Origin of the sequence: Paenibacillus sp. 23TSA30-6 (genome assembly GCF_014858585.1) — a bacterium.
In the GTDB taxonomy this organism is placed as follows: domain Bacteria; phylum Bacillota; class Bacilli; order Paenibacillales; family Paenibacillaceae; genus Paenibacillus.
Genome location: NZ_SLTL01000029.1, coordinates 1 through 16884, shown reverse-complemented (window position 1 = coordinate 16884; position 16884 = coordinate 1). Strand labels below are relative to the sequence as shown.

Here is a 16884-nt window from a genome sequence, read left to right as displayed (position 1 = left end):
ACTGTTTAAGCTGTTCGGCAATAAAAGACTATTTATTCTATTGATCGGAATCGTTCTGTTTATTGCCCTTATGGGGATCACACTTGGACAGAGAAATTCCTTAACCTGGCCGGAAAAGTTCGCCAGAGATTCAATTGGCTTTGTGCAAGGTATCTTCTACAGGCCCGCTTCAGCAATAGCGGGCTTCTTTGAAGATATCGGGAATATGCGGAGCATTTATAGTGAAAATGAACGGTTGAAAATTGCCGTAGCGCAGTTAACCGCTGAGCAGATTCAGACTTCTAACTTGAAAGAGACAAACGCCAGACTTGAGCAAGAACTGAAATTCACCCAAACGCAAAAGTCCAAAAATCAATATGATTATCGTATTGCACAGGTAAATAGCGTCAGTAATGATTCCAAAACGCTTGTCATTGATATTGGTGAAAAGGACGGGGCCAAGGTTGGTCAGGAAGTCAGATCACTTGAAGGGTTTGTGGGGGTTATTAGTCGCACAGCGAACTTCACTTCTACGGTTACGCTATTGACTACATTAGACCCTAAAAATCCAAATTCTTATGCTATCGCAGCGACAGCACTGGGCAAGGAAAATAATTCGTTCGGTATGATTGAAAGCTATGATCCGGCTACGAACAGATTTCAAATGACTCGCATTGAGGAAAATGATCCAATCGCAAAAGGTGATCAGATCATTACGTCTGGAGCAGGCGGGAAGTTCCGTAAAAATCTGTTGATCGGTACGGTGGAAAAAATCCAGGTTGGCGAGTTCGGACAAACACGTACAGCGATTATCAAACCCGCAGCCAGCTTCGTGGATTGGAAAGAATTGCTCGTTCTTTACACTCCTGAGGTACCGGAATAATGAAGATACGCGGTCAGGTTTTAATACTGCTGCTGTTTGTACTGTTTATAGCTGAAGGAACGATTCTTCCGTGGCTTCTTCCGGATAGTTGGCATCCAAGAATGGTTCCGAATCTCGTGTATGTCGTCATTTTGTTTGTATCCGTGTATTATAGTCGCCATACGGCATTGGTACTGGGAATTGTTCTTGGACTTATTCATGACGTTGTGTATTACGGGTTTATTATCGGACCTTACTCTTTTGCAATGGGATTGTCGGCTTATTTGCTGGGGCTGGTATTTACAGCTCGACGTGCGCCGATGCCTATTATGATGGGAGCTGTGCTGATCGGCAGTTTTCTGCTGGATTCGATGCTTTTTGCCATTGATCATCTGTTCCAGTTGAACCATCAGACTTTCGACTGGGCGTTGGCTCAATATATGATCCCTGATTTATTTATCCATTTTCTGTTCGCCCTCATCATTTACGTCCCCGTTCGCAAGCAATTGCAGCGTTTGGGTATTCGTGTGAAAAAGGAAGAGAAAGTCTAGGTCTTTTTACACACATTTTGTCCGGGTTAGCAGGGATTTCACGTTCCGGGGACGAAATGATTGAGATAGGAGGGACAGGCTAATGGCGGTGAAATCGAATCATGTCACGATTAAAGGCATCAAAGACGGCCTGGTATTCCTTCTGGACGATCAATGTGAGTTTGAGGATTTGCTGGGCGAGCTGCGTTTCAAGCTGGAGCACAGTCATCAAAATATTTTAACCGGACCGATTATTCATGTGGATATTAAGCTGGGAAGCCGGGAAGTGACGGAGGAACAAAAGGAAAGTATTCTGGATATTTTGAGACAGAAGGGGAATCTGCTCATACGGTCCGTCGAATCGCCCGGACTGCCTTCGGAGGTGCAGGGAAAAGCTCCCATTCACACCGTGACAGGGATTATCCGTTCAGGCCAGGTGCTTCATCATAACGGGAATTTACTCTTTTTGGGAGATGTGAACCCCGGTGGGATTATAACGTGTACTGGTGATATCTACGTGCTTGGTGCCCTGCGGGGTATGGCGCATGCGGGGATGGAGGGAAATGGCGAGGCAATTATCGCGGCCTCCTATTTTGCACCAACACAGCTGCGAATTTCCGAAATGATCAGTCGTCCGCCCGATGAATGGGAGACGCGTGAATCCGGAATGGAATTTGCGTATCTCAAGGACGGCGCCATGCAAATAGATAAAATGAGTAATATTGTGCGTCTGGGCCGCGATTTTAACGTGTTCAAAGGGGTGTAGCACATGGGAGAGGCTATCGTCGTCACTTCAGGAAAAGGCGGCGTCGGCAAAACGACGACGTCAGCCAATATAGGAACAGCGCTGGCACTGCTCGGCAAAAAGGTGTGCTTAGTGGATACGGATATAGGCTTGCGTAATCTGGATGTTGTTATGGGTTTGGAAAACCGGATTATCTATGATCTGGTCGATGTAGCGGAAGGTCGTTGCCGTTTAAATCAGGCTTTGGTCAAGGATAAGCGCTTTGAGGAGCTGTATATGCTGCCTGCTGCTCAAACCAAGGACAAGAGTGCCGTAACGCCGGAGCAGGTTAAGGATATTATTTTGGAGCTTAAAAAGGATTTTGAATATATATTGATTGATTGTCCTGCGGGTATTGAGCAGGGCTTCAAAAATGCTATTGCTGGAGCGGATCAGGCGATTGTCGTAACGACACCGGAAAATGCTGCTGTGCGCGATGCTGACCGGGTTATCGGATTGCTGGAAAGCTCGCATGTGATTTCACCAAAACTGGTGGTTAATCGTATCCGCAACAGCATGGTCAAATCCGGGGATATGCTGGATATTGACGGCATTTTACAAGTGCTTAGCATAGACCTTATCGGGATTGTGCCGGACGATGAAATGGTAATCAAGGCAGCCAATACAGGAGAGCCTACCGTCATGAATCCGGATTCACAGGCAGCGATTGCCTACCGTAACATTGCTAGACGGATTCTGGGTGATACAGTACCACTCATGCAACTGGATCAAAAGAAAAGCGTGATGACACGGTTTAAGAAATTTTTTGGTATGGGTGGATGAAGAAAACAGTGAGTTATGGCTGGTAGACGGCTCCGCGTGTAATTTGATCTTACGATCGCTGTTGCCACGGGATTCTTTTATTTGTAAAACATTTAGTGGTAAGAATCCCATGGCAAAGGCGAACGCTTCATTTCTTCAGATTCAAATCACCCGCTTCGCTACTGCCTGCGCAAATTCCTAAACTGTTTTTAAGTAAGAGAATGGATGTAGAGGAAAGATACGTACGAAGAATTGCATGCTTTTTTAAAACTTCTTAGTCCTTTCATCTTAATTACGAACACTTAAATAAGTAATAAACTTATTTAAGTGTTTTTGGCTTGTCTTTTTAACTTCTATAATTCCTAGTTCTTAATATAAGGCTCACTACATAGCTGCTATATATTCAATCACATCCGGTGCGCTTGCGCCGGTTTTTTTCATTTTCAGATACGTAATCCCGAACCGAACAACATAAGTTGAAGCCCGTCCTCATAAGATGTACCAAACATACCTCGCTGGGGGGCTGAAACAGGATGAATAAAAACTCCGGAATCAAGCAGCGCAGAGAAGAACGCATACAGCAGCTGATCGCGAGAAACAAAGCTGAAGAATATTTCTCAGGCATGCATCAGGACAGGCACGGGAACAGGGAAATGAAGCCGGTGCCAGCAGTGATCCGGCCCAGAGACCCGGAAACCGAATGGAAAAATGAACGACAACGCTGGCAGCAATCTTTTGGGGAGAACCGGGGTCCGTCTTTTTGGGTTTCTTTTTGGCGCAGGTCTGTGTTTGCTACTGTGCTGTTTGGACTGGTGTGGGGATTATTTCGCTGGGATGTTCCCTATGCGGTCAATTTGAGAATGTTTATCGCGGATGCCTTAAATAAGGATATGGATTTTGCAGCCGCCGGACAATGGTATGAAACTTATTTTGATGGGACCCCATCCTTTTTACCGATCTTTGGAGAGGAGCCTGAAACACACAAGGTGAACGCAGTCCGCAAGGGCACTCCGCCAATTCAAGGGAATATAACACAGCCATTTGCGCTAAGCCTCAAAGGAGTGGAAATTGCACCCAAAGCTGCTGGTAATGGGGCAATCGCTGTCAAAAGTATAGATGCTGGACGTGTGCTGGACATATTCAATCACCCAGAAAGTGGAATTACAATTACGATTCGTCACACTGGCGGTATCACGGTAACGTACGGACGTCTATCCCGCTCTACCTTAAAGGTGAACGATTGGGTCCAGGAGGGGGACGAGGTCGGTGTGCTACCAGCAGGCCATAGTGGCAGTGAGGCAGCGACTCTGTTTTTTGCGGTGCAGAGAGGAAGTCAGTATATTGATCCGGCGGAAGTGGTAGCCCTTGATTAATGTCCGGGGCGTGACTTTGTCTCTGCATCCACTGTTTGTACTGGTGATGCTAACCTCTGTGTTGACAGGACATTTTATCGAGATCATGACTTTGTTTACGCTGGTGTTCATTCATGAATTGGGGCATGCAACAGCAGCCACGTTGTTGGGGGCGCGGGTGCTGACCATACAGATGCTACCCTTTGGAGGAGTGGCCGTCATTGACGATCAGGGAAAGCTCAACGCGTGGAAGGAGATTGTCATTGCGCTGGCTGGCCCTCTGCAAAACGGAATTATGATTGTCATCCTTCTATTGCTGAGAAATGTGAGCGGGGGGGAGCATGAATATATAAATTATATGATTCAGGGAAATGCGGTCATTGCACTGTTTAATCTGCTCCCGATTTTACCACTGGACGGCGGAAAAATAATGCAGGCGCTGATGAGCTTATCCATCCCGTATCACCGTACTCTTGTTTGGACTTTTCGAGCTAGCATCGTGACCAGCCTGCTATTTTGTATCTATGGTATTTCGCCGTTATTAAGGCAAAATGGACCTGTGCATTTAAATCTGCTGGCGGTAGGGATTTTTTTGCTTTATTCTAATATTGTGGATTATCGGAATATCCCTTATCGTTTTATACGTTTTTTGCTGGGAAGGGACGAGCTCTTTTACCGGGAGGCAGCTAAGGGAAGTATTGCCTTGCCAATTGTATCCTTGCCTATGAAACATTTGGAGCCTGTTTTGCGTCTTTTCAAAAGGGACCGATACCATATGGTTTATGTCATGAATGAGCAGGGACGGATTGTAGCGGTATTGCCAGAGCAACGCCTTATTCGCTCTTATTTTGCAGCGCGCCCGCCGGATGGAGGAAAATCCAAACCTAAATAGAAAAGTAGCAGTTTTTTATGAGTTGAGGAAAGAGGCTGTATCCAGAGAGGTTGAAAAACCATGAAGCAAATGATTGTACAATGCCAGCAGCAGATGACCCAAATGGCACTGCTGGAAGAGGGACGATTGGTAGAATATGCAGCTGAATTGCCGCGAAAGCGGGGAATTCTTGGTTCCTTTTTCAAAGCCAGAGTCGTCAATGTACTGCCGGGAATGCAAGCCGCCTTTGTTGACATTGGACAGCGAAAGAATGCCTTTTTATATGTGGATGACGTACTTCACGCCCATTTGGACAAGCAACCTGAGGTAAAGCCCTCCATTTCCGAGCTGTTGAAGGTGGGGCAGGAAATTGTAGTGCAGGTGTTGAAAGAGGCCGTGGGTAGCAAAGGGGCCAGAGTAACCACTCATTTTTCACTTCCGGGTCGCTGGATCGTATACATGCCTCGCGCCGATTATGTGGCTGTATCCAAAAAGATCGAGCGTGAGGGGGAACGGGCTCGTCTGAAAGCGATGGGAGAGCAGCTTCGAACAGGTGAAGAAGGAGTCATTATCCGTACAGTTTCGGAGGAAATGAGCAGAGAAGCGATTGAAAATGACCTGAACCAGTTGCGTCAGCAATGGGAAGTCATTCAGTGTAAAGCTGCTGAACACTCGGCTCCATGTGAGCTGCACCGGGATTTGAGCATTGTACAGCGTCTGATTCGGGATGTGTTTACACCGGAGCAGGATGAGCTGGTTATTGACAGTGAGGAGCAGGCCAAGGAAGCGGAAATATTACTGCGTCAGATCAGTCCGGAGAAGGCTCATGTGAGCATATTTCGTGGTGCAGAAGAGACCATATTTAAAGCCTATGGCATCCATGAGCAACTGGAACGTGATTTTGCGCGAAAAGTATGGCTCCAGGGCGGCGGATATATCGTCATTGACCATACTGAGGCACTAACCGTCATTGATGTGAACACAGGGAAATTTACGGGGGGTAGCAATCTGGAAGAGACGGTGACTCGGACTAACGTCGAAGCGGCTGAAGAGATTGCCCGACTGGTGCGTGTGCGTGATATCGGGGGCATTATCATTATTGATTTTATTGACATGGAACAAGAGGAGAACCGACGTGAAGTGTCCTCTGTGCTGGAGTCTAGGCTGAAAAAAGACCGAACCAAATCATATGTCGTTGGCTGGACACGGCTAGGACTTCTGGAGATGACTCGAAAAAAGGTACGCGAGGAAAAGACGATTTTATAAGGCACTGCGTTTCCAAAATCATTTTAAACTAGAGGTTGAATGTGGACGAAGCTTATGCTACAATCTTTTAGTATGTGTCATGCGTAAGATTGGCTGCACATGCTGTAACCGCTCCAATCAGGTACTGAAGTACAGCATCCTCAGGGAAGTTGTCACCTGCGATTAGGCGAGTCTGAGACATAAGGAGGTGCAAGCAAATGTACGCAATTATTGAAACAGGTGGTAAGCAATACAAAGTTCAAGAGGGCGATGTATTGTTCATCGAGAAGTTGGAAGCTACCGATGGTGAAACTGTAACGTTCAACCGTGTTCTGGCAGTATCTAGCGACAATGGCTTGACTACAGGTACACCGCTTCTTTCCGGAGCTACTGTAACAGCTACAGTTGAGAAACATGGTCAAGGCCAAAAGGTCATTGTATACAAATACAAACCTAAAAAGAACTACCATGTGAAGCAAGGTCATCGTCAACCGTACACGAAAGTGACGATTGGAAAAATCCAAGCGTAAGAGGGTGCGATAAGTGATTATCGTGCGTATTACACGACTGGAGGATGGCAGCATACAGGGATTTTCCATTAAAGGTCATGCGAATTACGCCAAATCTGGCGAGGATATCGTATGTGCTGGCGTATCAGCGGTAACTGTAGGCACGGTCAATTCGATTGGAGCTCTTACAAACGTTGATATGGAATCGGAAATGGAAAACGGCTTTTTGAGCGCGTATCTTCCCCCTGAAATTCATCATGAGGCGAACGCACAGGTACAACTGTTGCTGGAATCCATGGTAATTATGCTGACAAGCATTGCTGAATCATACGGTAAGTATATTCAAATAGAAAATAAACAAAGAAGGAGGTAGACATCATGTTGAAATTGACATTGGATCTTCAATTATTCGCATCGAAAAAAGGTGTGGGTTCCACAAAAAACGGACGTGACAGTCAATCGAAACGTCTTGGCGTGAAACGTGCTGACGGTCAAGCAGTTACCGGCGGTAGCATCCTGGTTCGTCAACGCGGAACGAAAATTCACCCGGGCACGAACGTGGGCATCGGTAAGGACGACACTCTGTTCGCGAAAGTGGACGGCGTTGTGAAGTTCGAACGTTGGGGCCGTGATCGCAAAAAGGTGAGCATCTACCCGATCGACGTTGCTCCAGTAGCAGCTACTGTAGAAGCTTAATAGCGGCTTAGACACGCTGAAAAGCCTCCGGCAATTTTGTCGGAGGCTTTTTTGTATGATGGTAATGAACTGGAAAGTCAGTCTGTGCTATACTGGATTAAGGTTCTTTATTAATCCATTTTAATTATCGCAGAACGGAGAGAAGCTATGTTCCAGCGGATAAGAGCGCCTCATCTGGCGTTGGGTTCCATTCTGATTCCTTTGGTTTTTTCACTGCTCTATCCTGCAGCACTAACGATTATCATATTAGCCGTGTGGTCTGTTATTGCCGCCTGTTTTAGCATGTGGTATATACAGAGACGGGTTGAAGCTGAGCGGAAAGCTGCTTTGCGTTCTTTGGAGCGTACAGCTATCGCAGCTCTCAATCATCACCGGCATGACTGGATGAATGACTTGCAGGTGCTTTATGGCTATATTCGTATGAATAAGCATGATAAATCGGCTGCTTATGTGGAAACAATAAAAGGGCGGGTAGCAGAGGACAGTAAAATATCCAAGCTGGGTATTCCCTCGCTGGTGTTTTATTTGCAGTCTTTTCGCGTGAACGCCGGAAATTTACAGTTGTCGGTTCAGGTTGAGGAGCACTTAAAGTTGGACGCTGTCATGTCTCCCGAAGACGGCGAGTCGCTTGCCTCGGCCGTCATAGAAACGGTACGTGCGTATCAATATGGCGGGGGCCGGTCGTCCTGGGGAGAAGTGCGCAGATTAACACTTTATTTCGGTATGGATGAGAATGATGTTATCGTCCGGTTTGAAGGCAGTGACGTACCTGCTGATTTGAATTTGTTAAAGCAGGTCAGATCCGGACACGGAAGTGAACGCATTCGAACAGAGAAGCTTCCTACGGGAGAAATGCTTCAAATTCGGATGCAGTGTCAGACATAAGGAAGGTGTAACCATGTTTGTAGATAAAGCGAAGATTTTTGTTAAGGGCGGCGACGGTGGAGACGGGCTGATTGCGTTTCGCCGTGAGAAATACGTTCCTGAAGGCGGCCCTGGTGGCGGTGACGGAGGTAACGGTGGAGACGTGATCTTCCGCGTCGATGAAGGCTTGCGTACCCTAATGGATTTTCGGTACCAGCGGCATTTTAAAGCTAAACGTGGAGAAAAAGGCCGCAACAAAAGCCAGCATGGAGCCAATGCGGATCATATGATCGTACGCATACCTCCGGGTACAGTCATCGTGGATGATGATACGGGTGAAGTAGTGGCAGATATGACACGTCATGGTCAGCAGGTCATTGTGGCCAAAGGCGGACGTGGGGGGCGCGGAAATATCCGTTTTGCCACACCAAACAATCCAGCGCCTGAGCTGGCTGAGAACGGCGGAGAGGGACAGGAACGTTATATTACCCTTGAGCTTAAAGTAATGGCTGACGTAGGCCTGGTTGGTTTTCCTAGCGTAGGGAAGTCCACATTGCTGTCGGTAGTATCTTCCGCAAAACCGAAGATTGGTGCCTACCATTTTACAACGATTACGCCTAATTTGGGTGTTGTGGATGTAGGCGACCATCGTAACTTTGTTATGGCCGATCTGCCTGGATTGATTGAAGGAGCTCATGAAGGCATAGGACTGGGACATGAATTCCTGCGGCACATTGAACGGACACGTATCATTATCCACGTCGTGGATATGGCGGGCTCTGAGGGTCGTGATCCGTTTGAAGATTGGACTAAAATTAACGACGAATTAAAGCAATATAACGCGGCATTAGCCGAGCGTCCACAAATTGTGGCGGCGAATAAAATGGATATGCCGGAATCGGAAGAAAATCTGGCTCAATTCAAGGAACAAATCGCTTCTGTTCGTCCAGATCTCGAAATTATGCCCATTTCCTCGTTGACACGTCAAGGCGTAAAGGAACTGCTCTATCGGGCTGCTGATCTGTTGGATCAAATACCGGACGAGCCAGTTGTTGAGGAAGTAGCGGAAGTGAATGAACGTAAGGTGTTTAAGCTGGATAAGGCAGAGGATGAAGGTTTCACCATTGTACGTGAAAACGATACATTCGTGGTGCACAGTGTCAAAATCGAGCGCATGATGAAGCGTATGCAGCTGAATTCGCACGATGCGATTTTAAAGTTAGCAAGAACATTGCGCCACATGGGTGTGGATGCTGAGCTGCGCAAGCGTGGTGCTGTTGATGGAACGCCTGTACGCATTGCCGATTTCGAGTTTGAATTCGTGGAAGGCAGCAGCTATTACTAAAAATGAAATACTTGTCTGAAGTATGGACGGTTACTACGCTATAGGATACTCTATAGACGGCAGTAGCCGTTTTTTTGTACCGTTAGCTTGCCGATTGTCAGGAGTTTCGATATAATGTCCTCTATATAAAAACATAAGTCTTTGAGGAGAGGACGTTCGTGAAAGAGCGCTATTACTTGGTACGGGAAGATATTTTGCCTGAAGCTATCGTTAAGACGATCCAGGTTAAGCTGCTGCTTGCTTCGGGAGATGTTAAAACCGTGCATGACGCCGTGGAGCAAGTCGGGCTAAGTCGAAGCGCCTTTTATAAATATAAGGATGGCATTCATTTGGTAAACCAACTGGAGCGTGAGCGAATTGTCAATATCTCCATTGATTTGGAGCATCAATCCGGCATGCTGTCCAGAGTACTTGGCAGGGTGGCAGATTACGGAGGCAATGTGCTAACGATCCAGCAGAGCATTCCGCTGCAAGGCAGAGCTAACGTAGTCATTTCGGTAGAAATGTCCAGACTTAGTGAAGAGCTTGGGGTTCTGCTGGAGGGCCTGGAAACCATCTCCGGTGTGAAGCGCGTTCGCCTGATCGGGCAAGGTTAAAGAGCTATAAAGCTCATTAGATATAAGTTAGCAGGAGGGGAATGGATGAAACCGGTCAAAGTAGGATTGTTAGGATTAGGAACGGTAGGAACGGGAGTCGTTCGAATCGTGGAAGGAAATCAAGAAGATTTGAGCAGACAAGTCGGTTCGCCGATCATTATTGAAAAAATAGCTGTTAAAAATATAGAGAAATATCGTTCCATTGAAGTCGATCCCGCCAAGCTTACAGAGGACCCGTGGGAGGTCATCCGTGATCCAGAGATTGATGTTATTATCGAAGTCATGGGTGGCGTGGATCAGACGAAGAAGTACATTCTGGAAGCGCTGGAGCGCGGCAAGCATATCGTAACAGCGAACAAGGACTTAATGGCTCTGCACGGCTCTGAAGTACTGGCGAAGGCGCAGGAAAAGCAGTGTGATATTTTTTATGAAGCAAGTGTAGCGGGCGGTATTCCGATTATTCGTACGCTGATTGAAGGCTTCTCCTCCGATCGCATTACTCGCATTATGGGGATTGTGAACGGTACAACCAATTTCATTTTAACCAAAATGAGTCAGGAGGGGGCTTCTTACGAGGAAGTTCTCAAGGAAGCGCAGGAGCTTGGATACGCGGAATCTGATCCGACTTCAGACGTGGAGGGACTGGATGCTGCCCGTAAAATGGCTATCCTCGGTACGCTCGGCTTCCGTTCGGATGTAGAGCTTAAGGACGTAAGCGTTACTGGTATTACAAAGGTATCCAGTGAAGATATCGCTTTTGCCAAAACACTGGGCTATGAAATGAAGCTGCTTGGCATTGCGGAGCGTCAGGGTGATGAATTTACGATCAATGTTCAGCCGACGATGGTACGCAAGCAGCATCCTTTGGCCTCGGTGAACGGGGTATTCAACGCAGTTTATGTACACGGTGAAGCCGTGGGTGAAACCATGTTCTACGGTGCGGGTGCAGGAGAAATGCCAACAGCTACATCGGTTGTGGCCGATCTGGTGGCTGTAGTGAAGAACCTCAAGCTCGGCGTGAATGGGCTTAAGGCCATCGTACCTTATAACCCTAAAAAAATCAGCAGTGACGAGGACGTGTATTTCAAAAACTTCGTACTTCTGCATGTAGATGATAAGGCCGGAGTATTGGCGCAGATCACACAGGTATTTGCTGAATTCGACGTCAGTCTGGCATCTGTGGTGCAGCAACCAAATGAGGTCAATCCAGATGCTGAAATTATTATCGTAACCCATTTGGCCAGTAAGGCAAGTATGAAAAAGGTTCTGGAGCATTTTGAATCTCTGGATGTCATTCGCGGTATCAAGAGTGTGTATCGGGTAGAGGGATAGTTCAAAAAAGCAGGGGGAATTGTCTGTATGACCGTTTTGAAAACTGCAAGAGTGCGTGTGCCTGCAAGTACCGCCAATTTAGGCCCCGGTTTTGATACACTGGGCATGGCGTTGTCCTTGTATGCATGGGTTGAATTGAAAGAGGCCGGACAGACGGCTTTCCATTTATACGGGGATGAAATGAACGGTATTTCCCAGGATAAAACGAATCTGATTTATAAAGTAGCACAAATGGTTTTTCGGGAGGCCGGGGTATCAGTTCCTGAACTGGATATTTCGATGTATTCGGATATTCCACTTACCCGCGGTTTAGGTAGTAGTGCTTCAGCCATTGTGGGTGCGCTTGTGGCTGCAAATACGCTGATTGGCTCACCTTTGTCAGACTCCAAGTTGTTTGACATGGCAAGTGCTATTGAAAAGCATCCTGACAATGTGGGAGCCTCCTTGTTTGGCGGCATTATTACAGCGATGTGGGATGGCAAACATGCCAAGCATTTACGGCTTGAGCCGGATGCAAATCTGGAGGTTCTGGTAATCATTCCGGATTACCAATTGTCTACCTCCAAGGCCAGAGAGGTTCTACCCGCGCATGTATCCTTGAAAGATGCCGTATACAATGTGAGCCATGCTTCGATGCTCGTAGCGGCATTGGCATCAGGCCGAACCGATTTGATCGCCGAGGCGATGCAGGATCGGCTTCACCAGCCTTATCGGGCGGCTCTTGTGCCGGGTATGGCAGAGATTTTGCAGGATGCACATCATTATGGTGCTTTGGGGGTGGCTCTTAGCGGAGCCGGACCGACATTGTTGGCATTGGCGGATCGCCGGGAGAATCGGAGAGCGGAACTGGAACAGTATTTAACCGAAACGATGAGCAAGGAAGGAATCACTGCATCTATTTTAAAATTGCGCCCAGAGAGCGAAGGCGTTAAAGTATATACTGATGAGAAAGAGATTCCTTTTATGGACATGATTAAAGGGGAAATTACGATATGAAACGAATTGCACTTCTTCCGGAGGGGACCGTTTCCCATGAAGCGATTCGTTATCTGATAGGGGATACGCCCTATGAATTGCTGTTTTATAAGTATATAGCAGATGTATTTCAGGCTGTGGACAAGGGAAAGGCTGACTACAGTGTAATTCCGATTGAGAATACAATTGATGGCTCTGTAAGTCTGCATATGGATTGGCTTGTACATGAAGTGAACATTCAGATGCAGGCGGAATGGGTGTACCCTTCTATTCAAAACCTCATTGGATATCGCAATGAATTTACCAATGACCGGGGCGAGCTGGATTTGAGCAAAGTGGTCAAAATTATGTCTCATCCCGTGGCGATTCCCCAGTGTAAGGAGTTCATACAGACTACGGCTGCTCAGGCTGAGCTGGAGAGTGCAGGAAGTACGGCGGAAGCCGTCGAAATTGTTAAACATAACCCGGGCAAAGGCTGGACTGCTTTGGGAACCAAGCTTGCGGCTTCCAAGCACGGATTGGATATTTTGGCCAGCAAGGTGACGGATCACGATAATAACTTTACCCGCTTTGTCCTGATCGGCCATCAGCCTATCAGCCTCCCGCGTAAACCTGAAGGTCAACGGACCAGTATTTTGGTGACACCACCGCAGGATTTTCCAGGGGCGTTGCATCAGGTATTATCTGCATTTGCGTGGCGCAGGTTGAATCTGTCACGGATTGAATCGCGCCCGACCAAAAAGCAACTGGGGAACTACTATTTTTACATTGAAATTTTGGAATCTCTGGATTCCGTCCTGCTTCCCGCAGCATTTGCAGAGATTGAGGCTTTGGGATGTCATGTGCGTATCCTTGGTTCCTATCCAAGCTACAAGTATGTTGAAGCAGCGATCGAACCTATTTTAGAAGAACAATAATCGGAGGTGCAGTTCTTAATGGCAGAGCAATGGATTTATCTAGATGGACAGCATGTAACTAAGGAAAATGCAAAGGTTTCGGTATATGATCATGGGTTTTTGTACGGGGACGGGATATTTGAAGGCATTCGCATTTACAATGGTAATATTTTTAAATGCAAAGAGCACTTGGACCGTCTGTACGATTCTGCAAAATCAATTCAGTTAAACATTCCGCTGTCTCCTGATGAAATGCTGGAAGCGATGGCGGAAACGATCCGTCTTAACGAGATGCGTAATGGATACATTCGTCTGGTTGTATCGCGTGGTGCTGGAAATCTTGGGCTTGATCCTCTTCGCTGTCCGAAAGCAAGTATTATCATTATCGTGGAGCAACTCGCCATCTACCCCGAGGAAGCTTATCTGACCGGGCTTAAGACGATTTCCGTCTCTCAGCGTCGCAACATTCCAGATGCTTTGAATCCGAAAATCAAATCGTTGAATTACCTCAACAACATCCTGGTGAAAATCCAGTCTAACTATGCTGGTGTGGGGGAGGCTATTATGCTAAATTCCCAAGGCTATGTGACGGAAGGTTCCGCAGACAACATTTTTATCGTCAAAAACGGAGTGTTGTATACGCCGCCTTGCTATCTGGGAGCGCTTGAGGGTATCACGCGCAATGCTATTATCGACTTGTGCGCCGAGCTTGGTTATGCGCTCAAGGAACAGCCTTTTACGCTGCATGATGTGTATGTCGCTGATGAGGTGTTCTTTACGGGAACTGCAGCAGAAGTTATTGCTGCTTATGAAGTAGATGGTCGTACGATTGGTTCCGGCGTTGCGGGTCCGGTGACTTTGGAGCTATTGGCCGAGTTCCGCAAGATCGTGGATCAAGACGGTTATAAAGTGTGGCAGGACTAAAAATAGTGGATCCTTTTGACTGGATGCCCGCAAGGGAATCCGGTTGAGAGGATTTTTTTGTTTGTATGGGGTCATTCGCCCGGGAAGTGCATAGGATGTAATAACAGAAGCCGGGCGTTTACCTATCCTGCCCGAACGAATGTCTAGGAGGTTTGTGACCTGTGAAAATACACATCGTCAAGAAAGGCGACACACTGTACTTGCTTGCCCAGAAATATAATGTGTCACTCGAAAAAGTGATTGCGGCCAATCCCCAATTGGCTGACCCGAATCAGTTAAGTATCGGCGAGAAAATCAAAATTCCGGCAGACCCTGTTGCGATGCAAGAACAGCCATCAACGGTTTATCAGCACAAAGTCAAGCAGGGTGATTCGTTGTGGAAGTTGTCCAAGGCATGGGGAGTCCCGCTCAAGCTAATTATTGATGCCAATTCCCAACTTAAAAACCCGAACGCTCTACTGGTCGGAGAAACCGTCAATATTCCTCAATACAAAGGGGAATCATCCAGTCCTGCTACAGACAAAAAAAATACCGGAGTCAAACAAGAGATGATGCAACCAAAGCACGAGTCACCAGCAGAGCCGTCAAACAAACAACAACTCACTCAACCAAAAGAGCAACTAACTCAGCCGAATATGGAAAACGTGCCTAAGCCTAACGAGCAGTGGACGCAGCCTAATGAAACCGTGAATCCTCCCAAGCTTCCCGAATTAAAGCTACCCGAGGTACCTATGCCTGTGGCACCTGTGAATCCTGCTCCACCTCAACCTGTAGCTTACCAACCGGTTCAGCCCAAGCCCCAGTTGCCTGCAAATGTTGAGCTAAAGCCTGTAGCTGAAAAATTTTGCGGTTGCACGAACTCGGAATCAGTAGCGACCAATTCCCAATGGTCAGTACAACAGCCGACGCATGATTACAACTCACCAGCAAGTACGGGACCAAACTCATGGTACCCGGGCATCGGGGCTGCCCAGCCATGGGAGAATGCTCCAGTAAATACTTCCTTTGTAGAGCAATGGTCTTCTTCCGTAGCCCCTAACCAGGGATATCAGCATGACTGTGAACACCCATGGAGTTGGGGATCTGTACAAACAGCGCCTATAAATGTCCAACCGACACCATATCCTGTTTATCCGGACTGCACATCCCCGGGGTATCATCCAAGCTATGAAGCGGCTGAGAATGCATCCTATCCTGTCTATCCTCCATTTATCCATCAAGGTTACCCGCAGCATCCTGAGAGCGCAGTCCAAGGTAGTCAGTGGGGACATGAATGGGGACCACCTCAACACGGTCTACCTACAGGTGGGTATATATCCGACTATAGCCAGCTACAAGGACAACAGTCGGCGAATCTACCGCATCATTCGTTCGCCCATGAGAATGCACCTGTGTATCCTTTAGAGGGATATACCACCCCTTATATGTTTTTGCCTGACTGTGGTTGCCGGGAGGGGAATGTGGAGTCAGTACCAGCATTCTCGGGAACGCAGGGAGATGGAAAAAGTCTGAATATCGGAACCCAAAACGAAGCTAATTCTGCTTCTGCCAAGCATAAAGATAGCAACGTGCGTAAAGGCAAGGGAAAAGACACCTCGGGCAGTACGGCCAAAGAAGAGACATCCAAAGTCAAGGTTTCGGGTAAAAATGGTACTGCTAAAAATCAAAAGTCCCGCAAGACGGTAGCGGCAGCTTCCCATTCTTCGACCAGCAGTTCCCACTCTCGCAGAAATCCCTGGATTAAGGACTGACAAAAGGGAATTTAAAAGTAGAGATAACCTTTATGAAGGGGAAATCAGCCTATGATTAACCTAAAAGAGTGAAATGATAAAATAGAGAGACTGTTATTCCTTAGAAACGGAATGACGGTCTTTTTTTCGATTAGCAGCAAGCGAATTTGGGTACAGGAAACCAATTTAAAAAAGGTGTTGCTAAGTATAAGCATAATATGATATATTCTTATAGCTGTCTTTTCTGAGATGGTTAGCAACACAAAGCAGAATGAAAATGTTTAAAAAATTCTCTTGAAAAAAAGTGTTGCAAAGCTTTGGAAAACATGATATATTATTTAAGTCGCCGCTGAGATGCGGTGGTGAAACGAAGTAAGGCGAAAGCAAGACATCATGTAGGTTTGATCTTTGAAAACTGAACAACGAGTGAGTAAATGATTTTGTTCGCAAAATCAACTGCGAAGATTTCGGTGCATACCGCAAGGTTGTATGAAATCGGAGTGTAAAAGAGATATTTTATCTCGTCAGTTTCAAAATGAGCATATCGCTCTTTCTATATACCAACTTCGGTTGGTCTTTAATGGAGAGTTTGATCCTGGCTCAGGACGAACGCTGGCGGCGTGCCTAATACA

Annotated in this window: 18 protein-coding genes and 1 other annotated feature; all 18 genes read left to right on the top strand. The window is 46.8% G+C overall.

Features of this window, described 5'->3' with window-relative positions:
* Window positions 1-34 precede the first annotated feature (34 nt).
* The 18 genes from mreC to E0698_RS21285 all read left to right on the top strand — a co-directional run bounded on the left by mreC (window position 35) and on the right by E0698_RS21285 (window position 16273).
* A complete protein-coding gene (mreC, locus tag E0698_RS21370; RefSeq protein WP_327204664.1) occupies window positions 35-862 on the top strand; it encodes a rod shape-determining protein MreC in 828 nt (275 codons plus the stop codon).
* The gene (gene mreD, locus E0698_RS21365; protein ID WP_134913038.1) at window positions 862-1392 is read left to right on the top strand and encodes a rod shape-determining protein MreD; all 531 of its coding nucleotides are present in this window, start codon (window positions 862-864) and stop codon (window positions 1390-1392) included. The genes mreC and mreD overlap by 1 nt, the downstream gene beginning before the upstream one ends.
* 82 nt (window positions 1393-1474) lie before the next feature.
* A complete protein-coding gene (minC, locus tag E0698_RS21360; RefSeq protein WP_134913039.1) occupies window positions 1475-2137 on the top strand; it encodes a septum site-determining protein MinC in 663 nt (220 codons plus the stop codon).
* A gap of 3 nt (window positions 2138-2140) precedes the next feature.
* The gene (gene minD, locus E0698_RS21355; RefSeq protein ID WP_013311596.1) at window positions 2141-2938 is read left to right on the top strand and encodes a septum site-determining protein MinD; all 798 of its coding nucleotides are present in this window, start codon (window positions 2141-2143) and stop codon (window positions 2936-2938) included.
* A gap of 512 nt (window positions 2939-3450) precedes the next feature.
* Window positions 3451-4290, top strand: coding sequence for a M23 family metallopeptidase (locus tag E0698_RS21350; protein WP_192512849.1), 840 nt, complete (start codon window positions 3451-3453; stop codon window positions 4288-4290).
* On the top strand, window positions 4283-5161 hold the full coding sequence (locus E0698_RS21345; protein WP_149094817.1) for a M50 family metallopeptidase: 879 nt from the start codon (window positions 4283-4285) through the stop codon (window positions 5159-5161). The genes E0698_RS21350 and E0698_RS21345 overlap by 8 nt, the downstream gene beginning before the upstream one ends.
* A gap of 60 nt (window positions 5162-5221) precedes the next feature.
* Window positions 5222-6406 (top strand): Rne/Rng family ribonuclease, encoded by a 1185-nt coding sequence (locus tag E0698_RS21340; protein ID WP_149094818.1) that lies wholly within the window; start codon window positions 5222-5224, stop codon window positions 6404-6406.
* Between the two features lie 96 nt (window positions 6407-6502).
* Window positions 6503-6590 (top strand) — a sequence feature (ribosomal protein L21 leader region).
* Window positions 6591-6603: 13 nt separating this feature from the next.
* Complete coding sequence (rplU, locus tag E0698_RS21335) at window positions 6604-6915, top strand: 50S ribosomal protein L21 (protein ID WP_014277583.1); 312 nt, start codon at window positions 6604-6606, stop codon at window positions 6913-6915.
* A gap of 13 nt (window positions 6916-6928) precedes the next feature.
* Window positions 6929-7267, top strand: coding sequence for a ribosomal-processing cysteine protease Prp (locus E0698_RS21330; protein ID WP_025682922.1), 339 nt, complete (start codon window positions 6929-6931; stop codon window positions 7265-7267).
* A gap of 5 nt (window positions 7268-7272) precedes the next feature.
* Window positions 7273-7590, top strand: a complete 318-nt coding sequence (rpmA, locus tag E0698_RS21325; RefSeq protein WP_014277581.1) for a 50S ribosomal protein L27 — start codon at window positions 7273-7275, stop codon at window positions 7588-7590.
* A 147-nt stretch (window positions 7591-7737) separates the two neighbouring features.
* On the top strand, window positions 7738-8475 hold the full coding sequence (locus E0698_RS21320; protein ID WP_134913041.1) for a Spo0B domain-containing protein: 738 nt from the start codon (window positions 7738-7740) through the stop codon (window positions 8473-8475).
* A 13-nt stretch (window positions 8476-8488) separates the two neighbouring features.
* The gene (gene obgE / locus E0698_RS21315; RefSeq protein WP_192512848.1) at window positions 8489-9799 is read left to right on the top strand and encodes a GTPase ObgE; all 1311 of its coding nucleotides are present in this window, start codon (window positions 8489-8491) and stop codon (window positions 9797-9799) included.
* 158 nt (window positions 9800-9957) lie between these two features.
* Complete coding sequence (locus tag E0698_RS21310; RefSeq protein ID WP_007431685.1) at window positions 9958-10395, top strand: ACT domain-containing protein; 438 nt, start codon at window positions 9958-9960, stop codon at window positions 10393-10395.
* Between the two features lie 45 nt (window positions 10396-10440).
* Window positions 10441-11727 (top strand): homoserine dehydrogenase, encoded by a 1287-nt coding sequence (locus E0698_RS21305; RefSeq protein WP_192512847.1) that lies wholly within the window; start codon window positions 10441-10443, stop codon window positions 11725-11727.
* Window positions 11728-11754: 27 nt separating this feature from the next.
* Window positions 11755-12723 (top strand): homoserine kinase, encoded by a 969-nt coding sequence (gene thrB / locus E0698_RS21300; RefSeq protein ID WP_192512846.1) that lies wholly within the window; start codon window positions 11755-11757, stop codon window positions 12721-12723.
* Window positions 12720-13619: a prephenate dehydratase gene (gene pheA / locus E0698_RS21295; RefSeq protein WP_192512845.1), complete on the top strand. Its 900-nt coding sequence runs from the start codon at window positions 12720-12722 to the stop codon at window positions 13617-13619. Before thrB ends, pheA begins: the two co-directional genes overlap by 4 nt.
* Before the next feature lie 18 nt (window positions 13620-13637).
* A complete protein-coding gene (ilvE, locus tag E0698_RS21290) occupies window positions 13638-14522 on the top strand; it encodes a branched-chain-amino-acid transaminase (RefSeq protein ID WP_149094823.1) in 885 nt (294 codons plus the stop codon).
* A gap of 161 nt (window positions 14523-14683) precedes the next feature.
* Window positions 14684-16273, top strand: a complete 1590-nt coding sequence (locus tag E0698_RS21285) for a LysM peptidoglycan-binding domain-containing protein (RefSeq protein ID WP_192512844.1) — start codon at window positions 14684-14686, stop codon at window positions 16271-16273.
* The last annotated feature ends 611 nt before the right edge of the window (window positions 16274-16884 follow it).